The 22,185-nt window shown below is 50.6% G+C and carries 23 protein-coding genes; 18 read left to right on the forward strand and 5 right to left on the reverse strand.

Features of this window, described 5'->3' with window-relative positions; translation table 11 throughout:
• Positions 1–33 precede the first annotated feature (33 nt).
• A complete protein-coding gene (locus RHOM_RS03585; protein ID WP_014078895.1) occupies positions 34–1,986 on the forward strand; it encodes an ABC-F family ATP-binding cassette domain-containing protein in 1,953 nt (650 codons plus the stop codon).
• Positions 1,987–2,023: 37 nt separating this feature from the next.
• Here the strand turns inward: RHOM_RS03585 and RHOM_RS03590 are convergent, their stop codons facing one another.
• The gene (locus RHOM_RS03590) at positions 2,024–2,476 is read right to left on the reverse strand and encodes a threonine/serine exporter family protein (RefSeq protein ID WP_014078896.1); all 453 of its coding nucleotides are present in this window, start codon (positions 2,474–2,476) and stop codon (positions 2,024–2,026) included.
• Positions 2,473–3,252 (reverse strand): threonine/serine exporter family protein, encoded by a 780-nt coding sequence (locus RHOM_RS03595; protein WP_014078897.1) that lies wholly within the window; start codon positions 3,250–3,252, stop codon positions 2,473–2,475. The genes RHOM_RS03590 and RHOM_RS03595 overlap by 4 nt, the downstream gene beginning before the upstream one ends.
• Positions 3,253–3,424: 172 nt before the next feature.
• Between RHOM_RS03595 and RHOM_RS03600 the strand changes: the two genes are divergently transcribed.
• The 6 genes from RHOM_RS03600 (at position 3,425) to RHOM_RS03625 (ending at position 5,850) form a co-directional block, all read left to right on the forward strand.
• The gene (locus tag RHOM_RS03600) at positions 3,425–3,586 is read left to right on the forward strand and encodes a hypothetical protein (protein ID WP_014078898.1); all 162 of its coding nucleotides are present in this window, start codon (positions 3,425–3,427) and stop codon (positions 3,584–3,586) included.
• Positions 3,583–4,236: a stage V sporulation protein AA gene (locus RHOM_RS03605; protein WP_014078899.1), complete on the forward strand. Its 654-nt coding sequence runs from the start codon at positions 3,583–3,585 to the stop codon at positions 4,234–4,236. The genes RHOM_RS03600 and RHOM_RS03605 overlap by 4 nt, the downstream gene beginning before the upstream one ends.
• Positions 4,226–4,654 carry a stage V sporulation protein AB gene (locus tag RHOM_RS03610; RefSeq protein ID WP_014078900.1) on the forward strand — a complete coding sequence of 143 codons (429 nt, stop codon included), beginning with the start codon at positions 4,226–4,228 and terminating at the stop codon, positions 4,652–4,654. Before RHOM_RS03605 ends, RHOM_RS03610 begins: the two co-directional genes overlap by 11 nt.
• Before the next feature lie 38 nt (positions 4,655–4,692).
• Entirely contained in the window at positions 4,693–5,037 is a 345-nt protein-coding gene (locus tag RHOM_RS03615; RefSeq protein WP_014078901.1) for a DUF3837 domain-containing protein, read from the forward strand.
• Between the two features lie 142 nt (positions 5,038–5,179).
• The gene (locus tag RHOM_RS03620; RefSeq protein ID WP_014078902.1) at positions 5,180–5,644 is read left to right on the forward strand and encodes a SpoVA/SpoVAEb family sporulation membrane protein; all 465 of its coding nucleotides are present in this window, start codon (positions 5,180–5,182) and stop codon (positions 5,642–5,644) included.
• Positions 5,626–5,850, forward strand: a complete 225-nt coding sequence (locus RHOM_RS03625; RefSeq protein ID WP_044024602.1) for a hypothetical protein — start codon at positions 5,626–5,628, stop codon at positions 5,848–5,850. The genes RHOM_RS03620 and RHOM_RS03625 overlap by 19 nt, the downstream gene beginning before the upstream one ends.
• 74 nt (positions 5,851–5,924) lie before the next feature.
• Here the strand turns inward: RHOM_RS03625 and RHOM_RS03630 are convergent, their stop codons facing one another.
• Complete coding sequence (locus tag RHOM_RS03630) at positions 5,925–6,773, reverse strand: hypothetical protein (protein WP_052298515.1); 849 nt, start codon at positions 6,771–6,773, stop codon at positions 5,925–5,927.
• A 476-nt stretch (positions 6,774–7,249) separates the two neighbouring features.
• Here RHOM_RS03630 and RHOM_RS03635 point away from each other — a divergent pair, with 476 nt between their 5' ends.
• A complete protein-coding gene (locus tag RHOM_RS03635) occupies positions 7,250–8,548 on the forward strand; it encodes an MATE family efflux transporter (RefSeq protein ID WP_014078906.1) in 1,299 nt (432 codons plus the stop codon).
• Here RHOM_RS03635 and RHOM_RS03640 read toward each other — a convergent pair.
• Entirely contained in the window at positions 8,545–9,339 is a 795-nt protein-coding gene (locus RHOM_RS03640; RefSeq protein ID WP_014078907.1) for an HAD-IIB family hydrolase, read from the reverse strand. The genes RHOM_RS03635 and RHOM_RS03640 overlap by 4 nt on opposite strands.
• A gap of 220 nt (positions 9,340–9,559) precedes the next feature.
• On the opposite strand from RHOM_RS03640, the gene RHOM_RS17315 reads away from it, so the two are divergent.
• The 10 genes from RHOM_RS17315 (at position 9,560) to RHOM_RS03690 (ending at position 20,966) form a co-directional block, all read left to right on the forward strand.
• Positions 9,560–11,218, forward strand: coding sequence for an HlyD family efflux transporter periplasmic adaptor subunit (locus RHOM_RS17315; RefSeq protein WP_158307316.1), 1,659 nt, complete (start codon positions 9,560–9,562; stop codon positions 11,216–11,218).
• A complete protein-coding gene (locus tag RHOM_RS03650; RefSeq protein WP_014078909.1) occupies positions 11,215–12,669 on the forward strand; it encodes an efflux RND transporter periplasmic adaptor subunit in 1,455 nt (484 codons plus the stop codon). Before RHOM_RS17315 ends, RHOM_RS03650 begins: the two co-directional genes overlap by 4 nt.
• Positions 12,666–14,099, forward strand: a complete 1,434-nt coding sequence (locus tag RHOM_RS03655) for an ABC transporter permease (RefSeq protein ID WP_014078910.1) — start codon at positions 12,666–12,668, stop codon at positions 14,097–14,099. The genes RHOM_RS03650 and RHOM_RS03655 overlap by 4 nt, the downstream gene beginning before the upstream one ends.
• 21 nt (positions 14,100–14,120) lie before the next feature.
• A complete protein-coding gene (locus RHOM_RS03660) occupies positions 14,121–14,801 on the forward strand; it encodes a hypothetical protein (RefSeq protein ID WP_014078911.1) in 681 nt (226 codons plus the stop codon).
• Complete coding sequence (locus RHOM_RS03665; protein ID WP_014078912.1) at positions 14,789–15,526, forward strand: ABC transporter ATP-binding protein; 738 nt, start codon at positions 14,789–14,791, stop codon at positions 15,524–15,526. The genes RHOM_RS03660 and RHOM_RS03665 overlap by 13 nt, the downstream gene beginning before the upstream one ends.
• A gap of 912 nt (positions 15,527–16,438) precedes the next feature.
• On the forward strand, positions 16,439–17,161 hold the full coding sequence (locus tag RHOM_RS03670; RefSeq protein WP_014078913.1) for a DNA alkylation repair protein: 723 nt from the start codon (positions 16,439–16,441) through the stop codon (positions 17,159–17,161).
• A 302-nt stretch (positions 17,162–17,463) separates the two neighbouring features.
• Entirely contained in the window at positions 17,464–18,681 is a 1,218-nt protein-coding gene (locus RHOM_RS03675; protein ID WP_014078914.1) for an iron-containing alcohol dehydrogenase, read from the forward strand.
• 485 nt (positions 18,682–19,166) lie between these two features.
• The gene (gene spoVAD, locus RHOM_RS03680) at positions 19,167–20,180 is read left to right on the forward strand and encodes a stage V sporulation protein AD (protein ID WP_014078915.1); all 1,014 of its coding nucleotides are present in this window, start codon (positions 19,167–19,169) and stop codon (positions 20,178–20,180) included.
• 16 nt (positions 20,181–20,196) lie between these two features.
• Positions 20,197–20,553 carry a stage V sporulation protein AE gene (gene spoVAE / locus RHOM_RS03685; RefSeq protein ID WP_014078916.1) on the forward strand — a complete coding sequence of 119 codons (357 nt, stop codon included), beginning with the start codon at positions 20,197–20,199 and terminating at the stop codon, positions 20,551–20,553.
• 68 nt (positions 20,554–20,621) lie between these two features.
• Positions 20,622–20,966, forward strand: a complete 345-nt coding sequence (locus tag RHOM_RS03690) for an Hpt domain-containing protein (protein WP_014078917.1) — start codon at positions 20,622–20,624, stop codon at positions 20,964–20,966.
• 31 nt (positions 20,967–20,997) lie between these two features.
• Here the strand turns inward: RHOM_RS03690 and RHOM_RS16465 are convergent, their stop codons facing one another.
• Positions 20,998–21,693 carry a GntR family transcriptional regulator gene (locus RHOM_RS16465; protein WP_014078918.1) on the reverse strand — a complete coding sequence of 232 codons (696 nt, stop codon included), beginning with the start codon at positions 21,691–21,693 and terminating at the stop codon, positions 20,998–21,000.
• Positions 21,694–22,185: the final 492 nt, after the last annotated feature.

Raw genomic sequence — 22,185 nt, forward strand, 5'->3', positions numbered from 1 at the left:
GTCATACAGAAACAGGAAAGAAAGAGAAGAGACATGAATATTATTAACGCGGAGAATTTAACGAAATCATACACAGAGAGGAAGCTTTTGGACAAAGCTTCCTTTTATCTGCAGGAGGGAGAAAAAGTCGGGGTAATCGGTATCAACGGGACGGGAAAGTCCACCCTGTTAAAAATCATTGCGGGGCTGGAGGAACCGGATGAAGGCCAGGTGACCTGCGCCAACCATATCGTGGTAAGATACCTGCCGCAGAATCCGGTGTTCGATCCGGAGATGACGGTACTTGACAGTGTGCTGACACAGTGTGTCTTAAATTTTGTCGGCAGCGGGAGGACAGAGCGCACCGATGCAGACGCGCATGCACAGGAACAGAAATGGAGCCTTGAGAGCGATGCAAAAAGCATGATGACGCGCCTCGGCATTACCGATTTTACACAGAAAACCGGAGAACTTTCCGGTGGACAGAGAAAACGTCTGGCACTTGTGGCAGCACTTTTAGTGCCGTGTGATGTGCTGATTTTAGACGAGCCGACGAACCATCTGGATTCGGCAATGGCGGACTGGCTGGAAAATTATCTGAAAAAATGGCGCGGTGCGCTGGTGATGATCACGCATGACCGCTATTTTCTGGACAGCGTATGCAACCGTATTGTCGAGGTGGACAAGGGGGCAATCTACAGCTATGAGACGAATTATTCCGGCTATCTGGAGCGGAAAGCGGAGCGGGAGGAGAGCGCCGAGGCGAGTGAGCGCAAGCGTCAGTCTGTACTGCGGAAGGAACTGGAATGGGTCAGACGGGGGGCAAAAGCGCGCACAACCAAGCAGAAGGGGCGCTTGCAGCGCTATGAAGAATTGAAGAATCAGAAGGCGCCGGAGCGCGACAGCCAGGTGGAGATGAGTTCCGTCTATTCCAGAATGGGAAAAACCACGATCGAGCTGGATCACATCACCAAGGGATATGACGGGCGGACGCTGCTGCGGGATTTTTCCTATATTTTTCTGAAAGGGGACAGGATCGGATTCATCGGTGCAAACGGAAGCGGCAAGACGACCCTGATGAAGATGATTGCGGGGCGCATCAAACCGGATGCAGGCACGATCACAGTCGGGGCAACGATCAAGATCGGCTACTATACGCAGGAGATTGAGACGAGCCGCGAAGCGGGAATTGCCTACATGGACCCGGAGGAAAAAGTGATTGATTATATCCGGAACACGGCGGAGTATGTGCGGACGACCGACGGTCTGGTCTCGGCATCGAACATGCTTGAGCGTTTTTTGTTCCCGGCAGCGCAGCAGTACAGTCCGATCGGAAAGCTTTCCGGCGGTGAGCGGCGCAGATTAAATCTGCTGCGCGTGCTGATGGAGGCGCCGAATGTACTGATTTTAGACGAGCCGACGAACGATCTGGATACGCAGACCCTTGCGATTCTGGAAGACTACCTGGACAGCTATGAGGGAATCGTGATTGTGGTATCGCATGACCGGTATTTCCTCGACCGCGTGGTGCGGCGTATTTTTGCTTTCGAGGGAAACGGAGAGATCCGGCAGTATGAAGGCGGTTATACAGATTATGTCAACCGACTGGCGGAGGAAGGCAGAAAGCCGGGCGAAACGGCGGAAGTTCAGGGAATGACAGCACGCGGAGTCTCGGAGGCGGAAAGCGCACAGGAGGCCGGCGGTGTGACCGGGACATCCGGGCAGGATGCAGCAGAGCAGGCGGATTCCAGAAACACCTGGAAACGTGAGAAGAAGCTGAAATTCAGTTATAAGGAACAGAGGGAATACGAGACGATCGAGGATGACATTGCGAACTTGGAAGCAAAAGTGGAGCAGCTGGATGCCGACATGGCGGAAAACGCCACGAACTCGGTGAAGCTTGGGGAACTTCTGGCGGAAAAGGAAGCGGCAGAACAGGCACTCGAGGAAAAGATGGAGCGCTGGGAGTACCTGGAGGAGCTGGCGGCGAAGATTGCAGAGCAGTAGATGTAAGGGAGCATATCAGTCTGTGTAAGTAAGGATTTTACAAAGCCGTCTTTTTTCTTTCTATTCGCTGCAGCGCGTTAAACCAGCTCTGCGGCAGACCGAAGCCAAAGACAATTCCCAGCACGATGGCACCTGCCACCTTGATGGTTTCCATGCCATAGTTGGAGAATTGCGTCATATCGTTCATGATGAAATAGTAGGACGTATAGTAAATACCTGCTCCGGGAACCAGCGGAAAAATACCGGCGATGAGGTAAACGGTTACCGGATTTCTGCGGATCGCGGACAGAATACGCGAAAATACGGTGAGTGCGAAGGTGGCGGTCAGATTCGCAAGCACCGTGCCCATATTGCTGTTTAAGCCGATCACATAGACGACCCAGCCGATGGCACCGGTCAGACCGCAGAAAAACAGTTCCTTTTTCGGCGCGCCAAACAGTTCCGCAAAAGAGAGTGTGGCAAACAAACTCACAATAAACTGGATAATCATAACAGCGCTGCACCTCCCCTTGCAAAATGATAGATCGTAATGACGGTGCCGACGCCGACAGCGATACAAAATGCGGTCAGGATGGCGTCAATCATGTGAATGGCACCGGACAGATAATCTCCGTTAAAAAAGTCGCGGATCGACGTAGTGAGCGCGATTCCGGGGACGAGCGGCATGATGTCTCCGATGATGACCTTATCGTAGAGGATGGGGGTACCAAAGGAGAGTACAATCAGCGACAGCAGCGTTACGAATGCACTTCCCAGGATATTCGTGATAAACTTGGAATTCTTATGGCGCTTTAAGGCAAACAGAAATACCTGCAGCAGCATGCCGATAAAAAAGCCGACGATGCTGTCCAGGGCTGTACCTCCGAAAAGGTAGGAAAAACAGCCACAACCTAGTCCGCAGAAGAAGATGTGGACGACAGGTTTACCGAACGAAATATTTTTACATCTTTCCAGACGGTTCCAGGCGTCGATCAGCGAACATTCGTGGGAACAGATCTCGCGGGAAAGCTGGTTTAATGCAGCGATGCGCCCGAGATGCGTGGTGCCGAGCGGAATGTGGCGGATCATGCTGCAGGCATCTTCACGATCCTCGTTTGCACTTGCAAAGATTCCGTTGGAAAGCACATAAACATCATAATTTTCAATTTCGTATGCCTCAAGAATATGCATGACCGTGTCCTCGACGCGGTAGACTTCGGCACCATTCCGAAGCAGTGCATCGCCGATTTCCACGGCGAGAGCCAGAATTTCCTTGGTTACAGCCATTTGGATGTCCGCCTTTCTGATAATAAAATGTCCATATGAAAAAGTAACACGTTTTTATAAAAAAAGCAATCTGGTACTTTTGTCAGTTGTCCTGTACATAATATCTGTGAGGACAGGCATAATAATGCATAAATCATGCAAGTGATGTAAAAACGGACAGGAGGACAGGAATATGAATTGCAGAAAATACAGAGCATGCCTTGTGGGAGTGCTGGCCATCGCGCTGATCTGCGGGGCACTTTTATATCTGAAATACGGGAGAGAGGGGGAGACCCCGGTGGACGGCGTGCTGGTGGAACGGAATTCTACATGGGAAGCGGGAACTGCGGCATGAGTGCAAAGAGTGAGACACTGTATCTTAAGATTGACCAGAATACAATCGTGACAGACCGGCATGTGACGCTTGGGGACATTGCGAAAATGGAGTGCCCGGATGCTTCGATTGTGCGCCAGCTGAAGCAGAAAAAAATCTATACGTTTGCGGAGGTGATGAATCCGCGCAAACAGAAGAACCAGATGAAGGTTTTTTCCATATTAAAGATCGTCGAACTGATTCATGAGGAATATCCGAATGTGGACATCAGCAATGAGGGAGAGAAGGATTTTATCATTGAATACATTCCCAATCCCGAGAAACCGAAGTGGATCAATGCGTTAAAGACCGTCGCGCTCTGCGTGGTCATTTTTTTCGGGGCGGCGTTCACGATTATGGCGTTCAACAACGATGTATCCGTGGGAGATGTCTTTTCCAAATTCTATCGGCAGGTGATGGGAAAGGAGTCAAGCGGCGTGACAGAACTTGAAATCTGTTACAGCATCGGACTTGCCATTGGCATTACGCTGTTTTTCAATCATGTGGGCAGTAAGAAGATCACGCCGGATCCGACGCCGATGCAGGTGGAGATGCGCAAATATGAGAAGGACATAGATACTACGTTCATAGAGAACGCGGAGAGAAAGGGACACAGCATCGATGTTAATTGAGCATATATTTTTGGGCTTCTGCGGGCTTGCCGCGGGACTTGCCGTCTCTGCGGGAACATTTGCGTTTTTGATCGTCATCGGTGTCATTCCGCGTATGATTGGAAAGTGCAACCGCGCGGCAGAGACACTGCATTCTGAAAATGCCGTGATTCTGGGCGGAATCTGTGGAAATCTGGCGTCTGTTTTTTTGCAGATCCGGATTCCGTTCGGACCGGCGCTTCTGTGCGTGTACGGTATTTCTGCCGGGATATTTGTGGGAAGCATCGCGGTGGCGCTCGCGGAGATCCTGAATACATTTCCGATTACATTCCGGCGCATGGGCTTAAAGGTCGGACTCTTCTGGGTCATGCTTGCGATGGCGGCAGGAAAAGTGGCAGGATCGCTGTACTATTTCCTTGGAAATTTTAAGGCACAGTAGTACAATGATGGGAGATTGTTTTTTTACGGAGGAAAATTATGGTGCCATCCATCGCACGCCAGAGCGTGATTATCAAGTGCAATATGCAGAAGTCAATTCTGACAGGAAATTATGAATTTTATTATGCTGCGGGAATTATCGCCAACCTTTCCGGAGTTGAGATCCCGGAGGACATCAAGCCGGAGGAACTGCTCGCGCTTCTGTCGGAGAAGATACCGACGCTGACACCAGCGGATGAGAAGGAAAAGTATCTGTTCGGGATGGTGGCGGACTACCGTCCCGAAGATGTATATGATGAGCAGATGCGGGAACTTTTAGACTGGGGACGCACTGAAAAATATCTCTGGACGGTCACATTGCCGGATGACTGGCAGAACGCATAAAGCCCGGGGCATCATAGCAAGCTTGTGCATCATAGCAAGCCTGGGCATCACAGCATTACAGAGGGAAAATGGCGGGAGAAGCGGTCGGAGGAATAGAAATAAATAAAATGCGCATACTGACAAAAAAGACGGAGGTCGCGCAGTGGATAAGGAAAAAGAACGTTTACAAAAAAAATACAATGATTATGTGAAGCAGGTGACTCCCACCCATAATCTCTGGTGGAATATGGCGAAGGCGTTTGTGACAGGCGGGATCATCTGTTGCATCGGGCAGTTTATTCTGAACGTGTGTGAGAATTACGGACTGGATCAGAAAACATCTGGAAGCTGGTGCTCTATGCTGCTCATTCTGCTGTCTGTACTGCTCACCGGTCTGAATCTGTACCCTTCGATTGCAAACTGGGGAGGCGCGGGCGCGCTGGTGCCAATTACCGGATTTGCAAACGGTGTGGCCGCGCCCGCCATAGAGTTCCAGAAAGAAGGACAGGTTTTCGGAATTGGCTGCAAGATCTTTACGATTGCCGGGCCGGTCATTTTATACGGAATATTTTCAAGCTGGGTGCTTGGACTCATCTATTGGGGATTAAAATGGTGGGGAATGGTGTAGTGCCTTTTCCGTGCGGGTCTGGAAGAGGAAAAACATTCTCACAGATCCGAAATATTGTGATTTTCGGGTCTGAGAGAGGAAAAACGCTGTTCCAGACCCGAGAAGTGGACGAAAAGAAGGAAAAAGAAGAGAAAAAAGAAGCCACCCAGGTCTGGAAGAAGAAAAATGTTCTCCCAGACCCGAAATATTGTGATTTTCGGGTCTGAGAGAGGAAAAACGCTGTTCCAGACCCGCGCTGGACGAAAAGCAGGAAGTGACAGTGGAAGAGGGATGTACGGATTCAGACCGCGGAATCCAGAAAATAGTAGGAAATCAGATGCTCAATCATGCCGGCGCTTAAGGGATATGCTTTGGTCTCGTACGTGGTGATTAGATGAACGGATGGAATGATGCCGTTTGCGGCATAGAGAGAAAGTTTCGAGCCGGCGTTTTTGGCGTAGGTGGGATCATCCATCAAGCCAAAATGCTCCCAGTAGTAGAGAGCGCCGGTTCCGGGATGGCGTATGGTGAAATCCGGAAACAGAGTGACGCCGCCAAGGGAGAGCGCACATTCGTAGCGGTAAGGAATGGCGTTTAGGTGGAGCAGCATGGCAATCATGGCTTCCGATTTGGAACGAACTCTCTCTCCGGAGACGGTTTTGTGAAGCAGCTGCTCGGGATGGAGCGGATTGCGTTCGTAGGAAGCGGCAGACCATTCGACAGCGGAATTAGTCGAAATATTCGGGATATCTGAAATATTCGAGACGGCTGGAATATTTTTGGCGGTGGAAAAATAAGAACGAAGCAGATCTTCACAGGCGGGATCAGAGAGAAGATGCGGATCATCAGAAGAGAGGCTGTCCGCCGGGTAATATTTTAAATATGCGGTGATCGCTGCCTGTTTCTGCAAGAGTATTTGCTCCTGTTGCTGCAGATACTTTTTCAGCGCCAGCTGTTCGGCGAGAGCGCGGTTTGCTTTCGGAATATAGGTCTTGGAGTGACCGTCGCCTTGATACCATTTGACAGTGGTTCCGTTGCGGGAGCAGATGAGTTTTCCGGGAGGAAGCTTCTGAAGCTGGTTCTGGATGGTACGAAGTTCCTGCCCGTTGCGGTCGCGGGCAGTGAGGATTTGTGTGTGTAAAGGTGTCATGGTATTCTCCTGTTCTATAGATGGTGTGTGTTAAGAGGATCCGGTATACTTTTATGTGCTAAAAATGCCCGCTGCTGTTTTAAGTACAGGTGGAAAAGGAGCGTTGGCATATAATGAGAAAAGATTATGAATTTGGTATCGCTGGGGTGCTCTGGGTGAAAAGTGTCTGCAATCGAATGAACAAATTCATGGAAGAACATAGAGAAAAATGGTTATGATATAATGAATCCTAACGGATTCATATTAGAAGTTCCTGCGGAACTTCGGATGCGCAGAAAACAACGCAAAAAGATATTATAATGGTTTCTATTAAATCATACTACAAAAGAAAAGTAAAGCGAACAACCGAAAAAGATACCATCTCATATCAAGCCGGGAAGCACCGCATTCTGCCGCCTCCACAGCTTGACATGCGGTTCACTCCGGTTGTAAGATAAGAAACAATGAGTATGAAAAAGAACTGCGGGGAAAAGTAAATGTCAGTCACAAAACAATTTGCCAGGTATGTCACACAGAATATATTCGGAATGTTAGGTATCTCCTGTTATATCATCGCTGATACCTTTTTTATTGCGAAGGCGGCGGGAACGGACGGAATCACGGTCTTAAATCTGGTGCTGCCGATCTACAATCTGATTTTTGCCATCGGCTCGATGATCGGTGTCGGCTCTGCGACGCGCTTTACGATTTTAAGAGCGCAGGGCGAGGAGCGGGCGCACGACTATTTTTCCAACGCCATCTGTTTTGTGTGGATCATTGGAATCCTGTTTACACTTGCGGGCATTTTTATCCCGGATAAAATCATCGCGCTGATGGGCGGCGATCCGGGAATTGTGGCGCTTGGAACCGGGTATACGAGAATCTTTCTGCTGTTTACGCCGTTTTTCATGATGAACTACGTCATCATGGCATTTGTGCGCAACGATAACCAGCCGTCCTTAGCGATGGCGGGAACCCTCGCGGGAAGTTTTTCCAACATTCTGTTTGACTATATTTTTATGTTTCCGCTTGGCATGGGGTTAGAGGGAGCGGCGCTTGCCACGGCGGCATCGCCGATCATCAGCATTCTGATCTGCAGCGCGCATTTCCTTGGAAAAAAGAATACTGTGCGGTTCCGGCTGCACGCGCCGTCCATCGCCCAGTTATTCGGGGCGTGTCAGCTTGGCGTCCCGGCATTTGTGGGGGAGATTTCTTCCGGAGTCATCACGACCGTGTTCAATTTCCTGATTCTCGGCCTTGTGGGAAATATCGGTGTGGCGGCTTACGGAGTGATCGCGAACTTTGCGCTTGTGGCAATGGCAATCTTCAACGGAGTGTCGCAGGGAGCGCAGCCGATCGTGAGCGACTGCTATGGAAGAGGAGATGTGAAATCCGTCCGGAAAATACGAAACCTCGGACTTGCCACGGCTTTTGGCATCGCGGTAGTGCTCATCGGAGCCGTCTACGGATTTACGGATTCGCTGGTGGGTCTGTTTAACAGTGAATATTCTGCGGAACTGGCAGCGTATGCCCACACGGGAATGCGTCTTTACTTTATCGGCTTTCTGTTTGCCGGAATCAATATTGTGGGAGCGGGATTTTTAAGCGCGACAGAACGTGCGAGGGAATCGTTTGTGACATCGATCATGAGGGGATTTGTCTGCATTATTGGCTGCTCAATGCTTTTTGCCGCAGCATTTGGCATCAATGGCGTGTGGCTGTCGTTCCCGGCATCCGAGCTTCTCACAGCCATTGTGATGGCTGTGGTGCTCGTGCGGGATAACCGCAGACTTTAGATAAAACCGAAATGTTCCAGCGCAAGGCGGATACCGTCTTCGCTGGCTTTTTCCGTTACATAGGACACCTTGTCAAAAAGCGTGGCAGGAGAGGCGTTGCCCATGGCGACACTGTTTGTCAAAGCAGTGAGCATGGGAAGGTCATTGTTGCTGTCGCCGAAGGCATAGGCGTCCTTTTTGTCTATCCGGTAATAATCAAGCACATAGTTAAGACCGGTGGCTTTGGAGTAGCCGAGCGGAACGAATTCGCGGAAATTGCCGCCCCGGTCAATGCACTCAAAATAGCGGTCACTTGTGGTACGGAAACCGGCAAGCTGCTCGGGGTGCTCAAACCATAGGACAAACTTATCACAGAAAAAATTAGGATTCTCAAGGTGCTCCGGCATCTCATAGCCGCGTTCTTCAAACGCCTCATACTGCCGTCTGGCATCCGGGTGCCGGAGCGGTCTTGCCAGATCAAAAGCAACCTCTTTCCTGGATTCAAACAGGATATCGATATCCCACTCCCTGGCTGCGAGAAGCAGCTTCATTACGGTCTCGTGCGTCTGTGCGACATGAAGGATTTCGGCACCGTCGCAGTAGATATCTGTGCCGCAGCCGCAGACAAAGCCGTCAAAACCCACATCACGGAAACGCTGTTCCACATTCTGAAAACAGCGCCCGGTATTGATGAACATCAGATTCCCGTTTGCCCGCGCCGCCCGTATAGCATAGACGGCACTTTCCGGAATCGAACCGTCAATCTCGGAAGTCAGTGTTCCGTCGATATCAAAAAAAGCAATTTTCTTCATGAATAATCTCCAATGTAACAGATCTATAGAAACGGAAGTATTGTAATACTTTTTACCTAATCTGTCAAAGGATGTGCGCTCTGTCCACCGTGAAACACAGATATTTAACGGTTCCGTCACATAACCGTCACATTACATTCAGCTACCCTTTAGAAAGCGATGCTATCCTTACCGTGAAACATGAGAGAGGATGAAATGCCGGAAGGGAAAGGATGAAACAATGAAAATAGCGTGGGTACACAAACTCCTGGGAAAACATTCCAAAAAATTTTACGGAATACTTGCCGGGATTCTGACTGCCGCAGTTGCGGGAAGCGGAGTTGGCTATCATGTGATAGCAGCTTCGGGCACAGCGGATCAGACGGAGGAGGACACACAGATAGATGAGACAGACGGACAGGAAGACGGCAGCTTTTCCGGGACAGGAACCACACAGGTGAAAACGGAGAGCCAGCTGCCTGATTTTTCTGTGAATGCGGTGACCATGACGGTGGAAGAAGTCTACGTGGAAGCGGGAAGCACCGTGGCGGAGGGCGACGCCTTATTCAAGATCGACGATGAGAGCATGGCGGATGCAAAGGCGTACTATGAGGATGCCATTTCAGATGCGGAAACGGCACTGCAATCTGCGCAGATCAATTTTGAGAACGGCGTGCTGGAGGCGGAGAGCGAGCTTTCCTCCACAAAACTTGCAGCGGACACCGCGCAGGATACTTATGATGCGGCAGTCAGCGAGCTGTCGGTAAAGACCAGCGAGGCGCAGGAAGCGTACGATGAGGCGGTGGAGGAGATCTCCGATTATCAGGATGCCATCGACAACGGCACCTACTACACACAGGTCGGGATCAATGAAAAACAGGCGGCAGTCGATACGGCGCAGGCGACGCTCACGGAAAAGCAGACGCAGCTTTCTGATGCACAGAGCAGCAGTCAGGTGGCAAAGGACGCATATGCAGCGGATATGGCGAACATGAAAACACAGATTGAAGCCGGAGCGTCCCACACGGATCTTGCGGCGCTGGCGGATCAGCTGGCTGCGGACTATACCGCCGTGCAGGAGGCAGCCGACGCCCTGTCGCAGAGCCAGACAGAGGCGGAGAGCGCAAACAGTGCACTGCAGCTTGCCAATCAGACATTCCAGAAGGCGGTCGAGGAATATAACACGAAGGTGACAGAGGCAAATGAGAAAATTGCGGAGCTGACAGACGAGCTGGAGGAGCTGAGTGACGCCTGCGACGAGGCAGAGCGCAATGAGATGACGGCGCAGCCGGCGCTTTTACAGCAGTATGAAGAGGCGGTTCTGGAGGGAAAAAATGCAGATACCGAGTATGAAGCTTCGCTGGAAAACTTGCAGAGTGCTGTGGACGAAGCGCAGGATACGCTGGATGAGCTGAAGGAACAGCAGAGCGCACTCTTAGCGATCGAGGATGGCGTTGTATGTGCGGACCGTGACGGAACGCTTGCATCGGTGACTTACGAGGCGGGGGATACCCTGATTAAAAATACCGCATTTGCAAGCTATTACGATCTGGATACGATTCTGATTTCTGTGGAGGTATCACAGAACAATATTGCAAAACTTGCGGTCGGCGACACCGTGCAGGTACAGATCAGTGGAAGCAGAATGGGAGCAATCGACGGAACCGTCTATTCCATCGCATCGGAAAAAACATCCGGCGGAAGCATGTCCAATGTGACGTATGCGGTCATTGTTGCCGTGGACAATACAGATGGCACACTTACTACTGGCGTACAGGCAACGGTGAAGTTTGAAACACAGGCGACTGGAGCCACAGAAATGGAAGAGACTAAGACCGCAGGAAAAACCGAGACGATCGGAGCGTCTGAGACAGAGGAAGCAGGAGGAAAGACAGAATGAAGAAGAAAAAGCTTTGGCTGGTGACCGGAGTGGCTGCGGCGGCAGTGCTTGCCGCAGGAACCGTCACCTTTGCAAATCAGTCGGGAAGTGACAGTGAAGAGCAGACCGTATATAAGGAAGTAACCGTGGAGAAAGGAAATCTGACGGCGGGCGTGACGGAGAGCGGCAGTGTAACGATCGGCACGCTGGATCAGACTCTTGATTTTTCAGAGGATTCTTCCTCTGCAAGCACGCAGAACAACTCGTCCGCGCAGAACAGTGCGGGAGGAAATGCGACTTCGTCCACCAGCACGGCATCGACCCTTGAGGTGGAAACGGTCTATGTTACCGCAGGGCAGTCGGTTGCGGAGGGCGATCCCATCTTAAAGCTTACAGAGGAGAGCGTGGCATCTTATAAAAAAGATCTTGAGGAAGCGGTGACGGAGGCGAAGACAGCCGTCAGCGAGGCGGGCTTAAGTGCAGAAAAGCAAAAAGTATCGGCAAGTTACTCCTACAATCTGAGCACGGCGGAGGGATCTGTTGCACAGGAGACCTACGAAGCTGCCATCAAGCAGCTGCAGGAGGCTGTGGATGACGCGCAGGAAGCGGTGGATACGTCGGCGTCCCTGATCAATTACTATCAGGAGCAGATCGATGCGGGCGTGGACTTAAGCGCATCGCTTACCGAGGAGCAGGAAAATTATGACAAACTGTACACAAAGCTTGTGGCAGCGAAAAACAACTATACCACGAAGTCCATTGAGGCGGAGAAAACGTTGAAAGAAGCAGAACTCTCGGCAAAAAATGCATCCAGTCAGTACAGTGTGGATGTCTCCGGGGCGGACAATGACATTACCGATGCAAAAGATACGCTGTCCGACGCGGAGGAGGCACTTGAGGAATTTGAGACAGCCATCGGGGATGACGGTACGATCTATGCGGAGTATACGGGAACCATTACCGATCTGGAGTACGAGGAAGGGGATACCATCTCTTCCGGCGCAACGGTTGCCACTTTTTCCAATACGGATGCGGTGACGATCACCGTCTCCGTGTCGGAGGAGGACATCACGAATATTGCAGTCGGAGATGTCGTGGAGATCGAGCTGTCTGCCTATGAGGATCAGACGTTTGCGGGGGAGGTGGAGAGCATTGACACTTCATCTTCCAGCGGTTCCTCCACGGTGTCTTACAATGTGACTGCCGCGTTTACCGGGGACATCACTGGAATATACACGGACATGACAGGAAACGTCACATTTATCAGCAGGCAGGTGACGGATGTGCTATATGTATCCAACAAGGCGGTCCAGTCGGACGGAACGACATCCTATGTCAAGGTGAAGGATGCGGACGGAACGATCCGCATGGTGGATGTGGAGACGGGATTTTCTGACGGGGTCAACGTGGAAATCACGTCCGGGCTCACGGAAGGTGAAACTGTGCTGATAGAAAGTCAGGTGACAGAATGAAGCCAAAAGAATTATTGAGACTGGTCTGGATCAATATCACACAGAACAAATTTAAGGTGATCATGACCTCGATCGGCATTATCGTTGGTGCGGCCACCATCGTGATGGTCATTGCCATTGGTAAAGGCGGTCAGGCGGACGTGGCAGACCAGTTTAAAAACTTAAATGCCGGTGCGGTGGACATTTCCTATGACGGCGGGACAGATTTTGGCGGCGGAGGAAGCAGCGATGATTCGGATTCCGACATGGCAATGATGGCGCCGGGTGGCGGCGGAGGCTTTGGCGGAGGTTTTGGCGGAGCACCCTCCGGCGATATGGGAGGCGGTTCCTCATCGGGAGGCGAGGCGCCGGGCGGATCACCGGGGGGAGAGATGCCTTCCGGTGACGGCGGCGGTATGCCGGATATGGGAAGTTTTTTCGGCGGACAGAGCGATATGGAAGACCGCATGAATCAGGAAAATATCACGCTGAGCGAGGATGATGTGGATGACATCGAAACATTTGCGTCCGGCATCTCGGCAGCGACCATTTCCTACACCACAAAATCCAGTGTGGATGGCGGAGATCTCGATGAAGCCGATACCTATACCATCGCAGGAGTGAAAAGTAACTACGAGACGATCAGCAACCTCTCCCTCGCGGTCGGAAGCTTTATCACCGACGATGATGATGAGAACAAAGAAAAAGTCTGCGTGCTCGGCGCAAGCGTTGCCGAAGAGATTTTCGGCAGTGCCATTGAGGCATACGGAAGCGTGATCTATATCGACGACCGGCTTTATGTGGTAAACGGTGTGCTGGAAAGCATGGGAACGGTCGCGTCCGGTATCAGCCCGGATGATTCCATTTTTATCCCTTATGCGACCGGTGTGAAATATCTGGTCGGATCATCGGTCAGCCCGACGATCACGGTGCTGGCGGCAGATGTGAATAATGTAGGAGGCGTGATCGAGGAAGTGACAGAAGTGCTTGCCACCAGTTACCCGAACGCTGAGTTCACATTTGAGGATGCAGGAAGCAAGATGGAGGCGGCGGAGGCTTCCAACCAGATTCTGACGATGCTTCTCATTGCGATGGCGGCGATCGTCTTCGTGGTCGGTGGAATCGGCATTATGAACGTATTGTTTGTATCTGTAAAAGAGCGGACCAATGAGATCGGTATCTTAAAAGCGATCGGCTGTTCCAAGCGGGACATTCTGCTGGAGTTCCTCGCGGAGGCGGCGGCAATCAGTCTCATCGGTGGTATGCTGGGGAATCTGGCATCGCTGGCTGTGGCGCCGATTGTACAGTACCTCGGCGTCCGTGTGGAACTGTCGGCGTTAGCATTTTTGATTGCGCTTATGTTTGCGGTGGGAACAGGAACGATCTTCGGATTTTATCCGGCTTATAAGGCGTCCAATCTGGTTCCAGTGGAGGCACTTGGCGCGGAATAAATAATTGAAAAGAGGTTTGGCATGATAAAGAAGAAAGCGGTGGCGGGCGGCATTGTGGCGCTTGCAGCAGTGCTCGGCGGCGGAGGCATTTTCGCATGGACCCGCAGGACGGCAGACACGGAGACACTGGCGGATAATCAGAAATATGTGTATGCCTATGTGACCAGCATCGAGGGAAATGAATTGACATATATGGAAGTCGATGAATCGGTGGTGGAGGCATATCTTGCAAGCAGCACGGAAGACACCGAGAATACAGAAAAAGGCGGAGATGGCTCAGGAGCGCCAGGAGGAAGTGATGGTTCAGGGGCGCCGGGAGGAAGTGATACCGCAGGAGCGCCAGGGGATAGCACGGAGGCGTCTGGAGATGGCTCGGGGGCGCCTGGCAGGATGTCGCAGGGAACTTCCGGAACGGATGCTAACACAGAGACGTCAGACGGACAGCCGCAGGAAGAAAATGGCGACATGCCGGGCGATGCAACATCGGACGGAACAGGAAGTAACGGTGGAGGAGCACCGGGCGGAAATGGCGGCATGAGTGGTAAAAGTGTGACAACATTGATTCCGGTCAGCACGGTGGTGCACACCACGGCAGGTACCGAGACGACGTTTCAGCGGCTGGCGGCTGGCGATCTGCTGAAGCTTCTGATAGAGACCAGCGAAGACGGTGAGGAGGTTATTATAGAGATATGGATGCAGTGATGGATATGGAGCCGGCGATCTGCGCGGTCACAAAAGCAGAAAGTATAGAAAATACAGACGTAATCACAATGAGAAATATCAACAAATCATACCGCATGGGAACGCAGTCCCTCCATGTGCTCAAAGATGTGTCGCTGACCGTAAAGCAGGGAGAATATCTTGCCATTTTGGGTCCTTCCGGTTCCGGAAAAAGTACGCTCATGAATATCATCGGGTGCATGGATGTGATGGACAGCGGAAACTATCTGCTGGATGGCGTGGCAATCGAACAGGCGAAAGAAAAGGAACTGGTAAAAATCCGTAATCAGAAAATAGGCTTCATTTTTCAGAAATATCATCTGATTCCGACCTACAACGTGCTGCAGAATATTGTTATGCCGCTTCTGATGCGTGGAATGGGGCTCGCGGAGGCTCAGGAGGCGAGTATGGACACGATTGACATGCTCGGGCTTTCACAGCGTATCGGACATAAGCCCAATGAACTTTCCGGCGGACAGCAGCAGCGTGTAGCCATTGCGCGTGCACTGGTCGGAAAACCTGCCATTCTGCTTGCAGATGAACCGACAGGCGCGCTCGATGTGAACAGCGGAAAAGAGGTATTGAAGCTTTTTGAAAATCTGAATCAGATGGGAAATACCATTGTGATGATTACCCATGATCTGAATGTGGCAAAACATGCGGGTCGTGTGGTAAGAATTGTGGACGGCGAGATCTATGAAAACTGATTCCAGAGCGGTTGCAGTAGGAAAATGAGGTTATAAAAAACTGATTTTGGGAGGATGCAGCAGAAAATGAGGTTATAAAAACTGCATTTTGGGTCGTGGCGGGTCTGGGAGATACATTTTGCCATCTGAGACCCGTTCTTGACTATTTCGCGGGTCTGAGAGCTGCTTTTTTGCGTCTGAGACCCGTTCTTGACTATTTCGCGGGTCTGAGAGCTGCTTTTTTGCGTCTGAGACCCGTTCTACTCTTTTATACTGTTGTTATGTCAACTATTCTGTCATTTTGCGGGTCTGAGAGCACGTTTTTGCGTGCATAGACCAGAATCCACGGTTAGTAACATAATGTTCGCGGAGACAAAAGTGAGCATGAAGCAAAGACGGATGCGCATGCTTACGTGCAGCGGACGGATATGTTCCATGCGAACGCGCTTGCATGGAATTGCCGCAATAAGCATATTGCGCCCTGCTTTGATAAGTAATATTATTAGAAATCCCCAAGTGTGTTTGTAATAATATTACACATCACCCAGAAGAGGTCTAGGCTTATTGCGATAATTCCTTTTGCCGGGGTATCGTTGATGTATGATATAATGAATCCTATCGGATTCATATTAGAAGTTCCTGCGGAACTTCGGATGCGCAGAAAGCAGCGCAAAAAGATGATATAATGAATCTTATCGGATTCATATTAGAAGTTCCTGCGGAACTTTGGATGCGCAGAAAGCAGCGCAAAAAGATGATATAATGAATCCTATCGGATTCATATTAGAAGTTCCTGCGGAACTTCGGATGCGCAGAAAGCAGCGCAAAAAGATGATATAATGAATCTTGACAGATTCATATTGTGCGCAGAAAACAGTGCAGACACAGAATCGCATTTACAGTAATTCATTGACAGTGCAAAGAGAGGAAAGAATGACAAACGAACAGATACGTGATTTTTTAGAGAAACATGCGGAAAAGCAGTTCAAAGATTTTGCCAGCAGCCTGATTCCGGGGACAGATTCGATTCTGGGAGTGCGGCTTCCGGTGCTGCGCTCGCTGGCGAAGCAGCTCGCAAAGGAAGACTGGAGAACTTATCTCAAGGAGGCACGTGATGACACCTACGAGGAGATTATGCTGCAGGGACTTGTGATTGGCTACGTGAAAGCGGAGATGGAGGAGCTTTTGGAATATGCCGCAGCATTTATTCCGAAAATCCACGACTGGTCAGTCAATGATGGGTTTTGTTCTACATTTAAGATTGTCCGAAAGCACCGGGCAGAGGTGTGGGATTTCCTGATGCAATACCGCGCGTCTGAGAGTGAATTTGAGCAGCGGGTGGTGGCAGTGATGCTGATGGATCATTTTCTGGTGCCTGAATATATCGACCGTGTGCTTGCCGTATATAACAGCCTAAAGCATGAGGGCTATTATTGCAAAATGGGAGTCGCATGGGGAATTGCGACTGCTTATGCAAAATTTCCGCAGGAGACCCAGGCATTTCTGCTGGAAAATGAACTGGATGATTATACCTATAATAAGGCAATTCAGAAAATGCTGGAGTCATATCGTGTAAGTGCGGAAGACAAAGAAATGTTGCGTGGTATGAAGCGGAAAGTGACCGGTAGAAAGAATGCCGCCAAGCCCGGGCGGTAAGAATCCTAAAAACCCTAAAAAACCTAAAAAACTAAAAAACCGAGTCATCTGCTTTAGATGTGAAGCCCCTGGAATCCACCCCAACCTGCCACGCCGGAACATGGGAACGGCATATCAGAACACGATGCGAAAATCTCTTGCAGAAAACCTGCAGAATGGAAACGGAAAGAATTGCAACGCCGGTTGTGCATATGTTATACTTAACGTATGCAGAAACGACGCCGGATTTGGGGTATGATAGTAACGGCGGGCAAAGGCTGCAAAAAATGGTTGCCACAGGAAGTGGCGGATTGGAGGAGCATATGGCAAGGTTTACGTTACCGCGCGATCTGTATCACGGAAAGGGAGCGCTGGAGGCTTTAAAGGACTTTGAGGGAAAGCGCGCGATGATCTGTGTCGGCGGAGGTTCCATGAAGCGTTTTGGATTTCTGGATCGCGCAAAGCAGTATCTGGAAGAAGCAGGAATGGAAGTCTGTCTGTTTGAGGGAATTGAGCCTGATCCATCGGTGGAGACAGTGATGAAAGGTGCCAAGGCAATGGAAGAATTTAAGCCGGACTGGATCGTGGCGATGGGCGGCGGCTCTCCGATTGATGCGGCAAAGGCAATGTGGATCAAGTATGAATATCCGGACATTACGTTTGAAGATATGTGCAAGGTATTCGGAATTCCGAAGCTCCGCAAAAAAGCACATTTCTGCGCGATCTCTTCCACATCCGGAACGGCGACGGAAGTGACGGCATTTTCCATCATTACGGATTATGAAAAAGGAATCAAATATCCGATTGCAGATTTTGAGATTACGCCAGATGTGGCGATCGTGGATCCTGAGCTTGCAGAGACAATGCCGCAGAAGCTGGTGGCACATACCGGTATGGATGCGATGACGCATGCCATCGAGGCGTATGTTTCCACGGCGAACTGTGATTTTACCGATCCGCTTGCCCTGCATGCGATCAAGATGATCCAGAGAGATCTTGTGGGCTCTTATAACGGAGATATGGAAAAACGTGATTCCATGCACAATGCACAGTGTCTGGCCGGTATGGCATTTTCCAATGCACTGCTTGGAATCGTTCATTCGATGGCTCACAAGACGGGTGCTGCATTTGCAGATTACGGCGCACATATCATTCATGGTGCAGCAAACGCCATGTATCTGCCGAAGGTCATCGCATTCAACGCCAAGGATGAGACTGCGAAAAAGCGCTACGGCGAGATCACAGATTTTATGGGACTGGGCGGAGATACGCTGGATGAGAAAGTGGCGCTCCTCATTACATATCTGCGCGGCATGAATGATGATCTTAAGATTCCGCACTGTATCAAGAATTACGGCGCGGACAGCTATCCGACCGAGCAGGGATTCGTGCCGGAGGAAGTATTCTTGGAGAGACTGCCGGAGATTGCAGCAAATGCAATTCTGGATGCCTGCACGGGATCGAATCCGCGTCAGCCGAGCCAGGAGGAGATGGAAAAACTGTTGAAGTGTTGCTACTACGATACAGAGGTAGATTTCTAGAAGAGCATATTTTTAAGACAGCTGAAACATCATCCATAATGTGATAAAATACAGCGCGATCGATGACAATAACAGTACGGTCAACGATCACAGAGGTCAGTGATAACACAACCAATGGTCATACGATAAAACAGAGGGTGCACATGCGTGCCGGAAATCCGGCACTCGCATGCACCCTCTGTTTTGTCTGCCGGCGAAATTTCGTTTTTGACTAGCAGTCCGATCATTTCAAGATCATGCGAAACATTTCTGAACAGTCAAACCAATTTCACGCCCAGCCGCCCCAATTTCCGGACAGTTAAACTATCATCCGGGCAACGAAACATTTTTCGCAATAACAAACCATATTCACAACAGAAAAAGTCGAACCACTACTGGAAAGTTTGTGAACAGAAGAAAACAAAAATCAAAATGGTATTTTACCGGTATAATACACGTTTGTGCGCCGCATACTAAGGAAAAGTCTTGCGAAAGGAAGCAGTGATATGGAGATACAGGTCGGGAAGCAGAGCCTCGCGTTTGCGGAGGCTCCTTACATCATAAGCAGTGCGAGTATTGTGGGGAAAAAAGAGGGCGAAGGACCGCTCGGGAACCGCTTCGACGTGGTGGGCGAGGACGACAAGTTCGGACAGAACACCTGGGAGGAGGCGGAGAGTACCCTGCAGAAGGAAGCATTTACGCTGGCGGTCGGAAAGGCAGGCTTGAAAACCGAGGACATCCGTTATCTGTTTTCGGGGGATCTGCTCGGGCAGAACATTGCGACATCCTTCGGGCTCATGGACTATCAGGTGCCGCTGTTCGGACTTTATGGAGCGTGCAGTACCTGTGGCGAAGCGCTCTCATTGGGCGCGATGTGCGTGGCGGCGGGGTATGCGGATTATGTTGTGGCGATGACGTCGAGCCATTTTGCCAGCGCGGAAAAGCAGTTCCGTTTTCCACTGGAATATGCCAACCAGCGCCCGAAATCGGCGACGTGGACGGTCACTGGAAGTGGCGCCTATGTGCTCGGGAAAAAAAGAAGCAAGGCGCGCATCACGGGGATCACGACCGGCAAGATCGTCGATTACGGCATCAAGGATTCGATGAATATGGGAGCGGCCATGGCACCTGCCGCCAGTGACGTGATCTGCCGCCATCTGTCGGATTTCGGAAGAAACGTGACGGATTACGATAAGATCATTACCGGCGATCTCGGAAAAGTCGGGCAGGAGATTCTCTGGGATCTGACGAGAGCCGGAGGGTATGACATCAGCAGCATCCACACCGACTGCGGGATTGAGATCTACGATGCAGACAAACAGGGAACGGGTGCCGGCGGTTCCGGCTGCGGGTGTGCGGCAGTGACGCTCTCGGCACATTTTATGCGGCAGATCGAGGAAGGAAAATGGAAAAGAATCCTGTTTGTCCCGACGGGAGCGCTGCTCTCGACCGTTTCCTTTAATGAGGGAATGACAGTGCCGGGAATTGCGCATGCGGTCGTCATTGAGCATGCAGGATAGAAAGGGGAAAAATGCTATGGATTATGTCAATGCATTCTGGGTTGGCGGGCTGATCTGCGCGCTGGTGCAAATTTTAATGGAAAAAACAAAAATGCTTCCGGGGCGCATCATGGTGCTTCTGGTGTGTCTTGGCACACTGCTTGGAGCGATACAGATCTATGAACCGTTTGTGGAATTTGCGGGGGCAGGTGCCAGCGTGCCGTTGCTCGGATTTGGAAATGTATTGTGGAAGGGCGTGAAAGAGGCGGTGGATCAATATGGCTTTCTTGGAATTTTCATGGGAGGCTTTCAGGCAAGCGCGGTGGGCATATCGGCGGCGTTGGTGTTTGGCTATCTGGCAAGCCTGATTTTCCAGCCGAAAATGAAGAAATAAGTGTTTGCGTATTGGTACATCTGGTAGTAGAATCTTAATCATAAAAAGCGTGATAGGGGGAGACTGCCATGGATGAGAACGCACTGCGCGCGGCCGGAATCGATTATGATGCCGCATTGGCACGGTTTATGGGAAAGCAGGCGATTTATGAAAAATATCTGCGAAAGCTGCCGGAGGATGCACATATGGATGCGGCGTGGGCGGCATTGGAGCAGCAGGATGAAGCGGAGCTGTTGGAGCAGGTGCATGCCATAAAAGGACTGACCGGAACGCTGGGGATTACGGGACTTTTTGAGCAGAGCGCGGCGATTGTTGCGCTCTTACGTGCAGGAACGCGCGAAGAGCTGCAAGAGAAAATGACGTCATTAAAACAGGAGTGGGACCGCGTCTGTGAGACAATCCGACAGGCGTAATCCGCCTGCGGATTGCCGGCTCTAAAAGATTCTAGTGAAACGGACAGAAATAGTCCGGATGCCTGGAGATGATCTCGGTGCTTGCATTGAAGCCGTCGTAGATGTGATGGGAAACTACATCCGAGAGCCCCTCATAATCCCGCGAGGAGATACACGACCAGATTTTGATATGGTCGTTGTACAGCCGCAGTAGATTGTCGCGGTCGCCCAGATTCAAAAAGGTGCGGAAGCGCTCGTACTGGGAGCTCACTCCGGTCAGAAAATCCATGACGGTACGTTTCCCGGCGAGCTCGTAGAGCGTTGTGTGGAACTCGTTGTCGTTAATGATGAAGGCCCGGCCGAGTTCCTCGGCGGGCAGATCCTGTTCCAGAAGTTCGCATTGGCGCTGCAACAGCAGGCGGATGCGGAATTCCTGGGATTTGTCGTACCCTGCGGTCAGATCTCTTAACACCGCCTGCTCTAAGGTCTCCCTCAGATAGAGAATGTCGGAGATCATGTTGAGGTCGATCAGGGAGACGAATGTACCGATGTGCGGGCGGACCTCCAGAAGCCCCTCGCGCTCAAGCATTTTAAAAGCATCCCGCACCGGGGTGCGCGATACATGGAATGCGGCGGCCGTGTCGATCTCGCTGATGGCAGATCCCGGCGGAAGCTCCAGATGAAGAATCTGTTCTTTTAAATCTTTATAAACGGCAACGGATGTGCCGGTATGTCTGGTTCCGTTCATAACATGCTCCTCTGTGGACAATTTGGTGTCCATTCTTACCATTCAAAATGTGAACATATTTCTAATATAAATCCCAATGGAACAAATTACAATCTATTTTTCCGGAGCCCGGGACATGCACCTTACATATGTATACATAGGATCGGGAAAAAACGGGAACGCTGTTTCTTGGGGCAGGATGAAAAACAGTGCAGGACAGTAGACGGAATTCTGGCGGATTTCGATAAAAAGTCCTTCCGGAACTTAAGACGCGCGGAACACGGCGCAAGAAGATGAAACAAGGAAAATCTGCCGGGGAATACCCACTTGTATACAACAGGAGAAAAAGCAGAACCTGCGGAAAAACCGGTGTAAATTGTGAATAATAGACAAAACAGATACAAAAAATTATACAAAACAGAAAAAAAGAAAGATGGATGTTGACGCTTGTATACAAGCATGATATAGTCAAGAAAAAGAAACAAAGAAACGTACATGGAGCAATATCATAGC

Origin of the sequence: Roseburia hominis A2-183, from assembly GCF_000225345.1 — a bacterium.
In the GTDB taxonomy this organism is placed as follows: domain Bacteria; phylum Bacillota; class Clostridia; order Lachnospirales; family Lachnospiraceae; genus Roseburia; species Roseburia hominis.

What these genes read in the sequence shown, in the direction of transcription:
- RHOM_RS03585 (WP_014078895.1), top strand. Translation starts at nt 34, where the DNA reads ATGAATATTATTAACGCGGAGAATTTAACGAAATCATACACAGAGAGG.
- RHOM_RS03590 (WP_014078896.1), bottom strand. Translation starts at nt 2,476, where the DNA reads ATGATTATCCAGTTTATTGTGAGTTTGTTTGCCACACTCTCTTTTGCG.
- RHOM_RS03595 (WP_014078897.1), bottom strand. Translation starts at nt 3,252, where the DNA reads ATGGCTGTAACCAAGGAAATTCTGGCTCTCGCCGTGGAAATCGGCGAT.
- RHOM_RS03600 (WP_014078898.1), top strand. Translation starts at nt 3,425, where the DNA reads ATGAATTGCAGAAAATACAGAGCATGCCTTGTGGGAGTGCTGGCCATC.
- RHOM_RS03605 (WP_014078899.1), top strand. Translation starts at nt 3,583, where the DNA reads ATGAGTGCAAAGAGTGAGACACTGTATCTTAAGATTGACCAGAATACA.
- RHOM_RS03610 (WP_014078900.1), top strand. Translation starts at nt 4,226, where the DNA reads ATGTTAATTGAGCATATATTTTTGGGCTTCTGCGGGCTTGCCGCGGGA.
- RHOM_RS03615 (WP_014078901.1), top strand. Translation starts at nt 4,693, where the DNA reads ATGGTGCCATCCATCGCACGCCAGAGCGTGATTATCAAGTGCAATATG.
- RHOM_RS03625 (WP_044024602.1), top strand. Translation starts at nt 5,626, where the DNA reads ATGGTGGGGAATGGTGTAGTGCCTTTTCCGTGCGGGTCTGGAAGAGGA.
- RHOM_RS03630 (WP_052298515.1), bottom strand. Translation starts at nt 6,773, where the DNA reads ATGACACCTTTACACACACAAATCCTCACTGCCCGCGACCGCAACGGG.
- RHOM_RS03635 (WP_014078906.1), top strand. Translation starts at nt 7,250, where the DNA reads ATGTCAGTCACAAAACAATTTGCCAGGTATGTCACACAGAATATATTC.
- RHOM_RS03640 (WP_014078907.1), bottom strand. Translation starts at nt 9,339, where the DNA reads ATGAAGAAAATTGCTTTTTTTGATATCGACGGAACACTGACTTCCGAG.
- RHOM_RS17315 (WP_158307316.1), top strand. Translation starts at nt 9,560, where the DNA reads ATGAAAATAGCGTGGGTACACAAACTCCTGGGAAAACATTCCAAAAAA.
- RHOM_RS03650 (WP_014078909.1), top strand. Translation starts at nt 11,215, where the DNA reads ATGAAGAAGAAAAAGCTTTGGCTGGTGACCGGAGTGGCTGCGGCGGCA.
- RHOM_RS03655 (WP_014078910.1), top strand. Translation starts at nt 12,666, where the DNA reads ATGAAGCCAAAAGAATTATTGAGACTGGTCTGGATCAATATCACACAG.
- RHOM_RS03660 (WP_014078911.1), top strand. Translation starts at nt 14,121, where the DNA reads ATGATAAAGAAGAAAGCGGTGGCGGGCGGCATTGTGGCGCTTGCAGCA.
- RHOM_RS03665 (WP_014078912.1), top strand. Translation starts at nt 14,789, where the DNA reads ATGGATGCAGTGATGGATATGGAGCCGGCGATCTGCGCGGTCACAAAA.
- RHOM_RS03670 (WP_014078913.1), top strand. Translation starts at nt 16,439, where the DNA reads ATGACAAACGAACAGATACGTGATTTTTTAGAGAAACATGCGGAAAAG.
- RHOM_RS03675 (WP_014078914.1), top strand. Translation starts at nt 17,464, where the DNA reads ATGGCAAGGTTTACGTTACCGCGCGATCTGTATCACGGAAAGGGAGCG.
- spoVAD (WP_014078915.1), top strand. Translation starts at nt 19,167, where the DNA reads ATGGAGATACAGGTCGGGAAGCAGAGCCTCGCGTTTGCGGAGGCTCCT.
- spoVAE (WP_014078916.1), top strand. Translation starts at nt 20,197, where the DNA reads ATGGATTATGTCAATGCATTCTGGGTTGGCGGGCTGATCTGCGCGCTG.
- RHOM_RS03690 (WP_014078917.1), top strand. Translation starts at nt 20,622, where the DNA reads ATGGATGAGAACGCACTGCGCGCGGCCGGAATCGATTATGATGCCGCA.
- RHOM_RS16465 (WP_014078918.1), bottom strand. Translation starts at nt 21,693, where the DNA reads ATGAACGGAACCAGACATACCGGCACATCCGTTGCCGTTTATAAAGAT.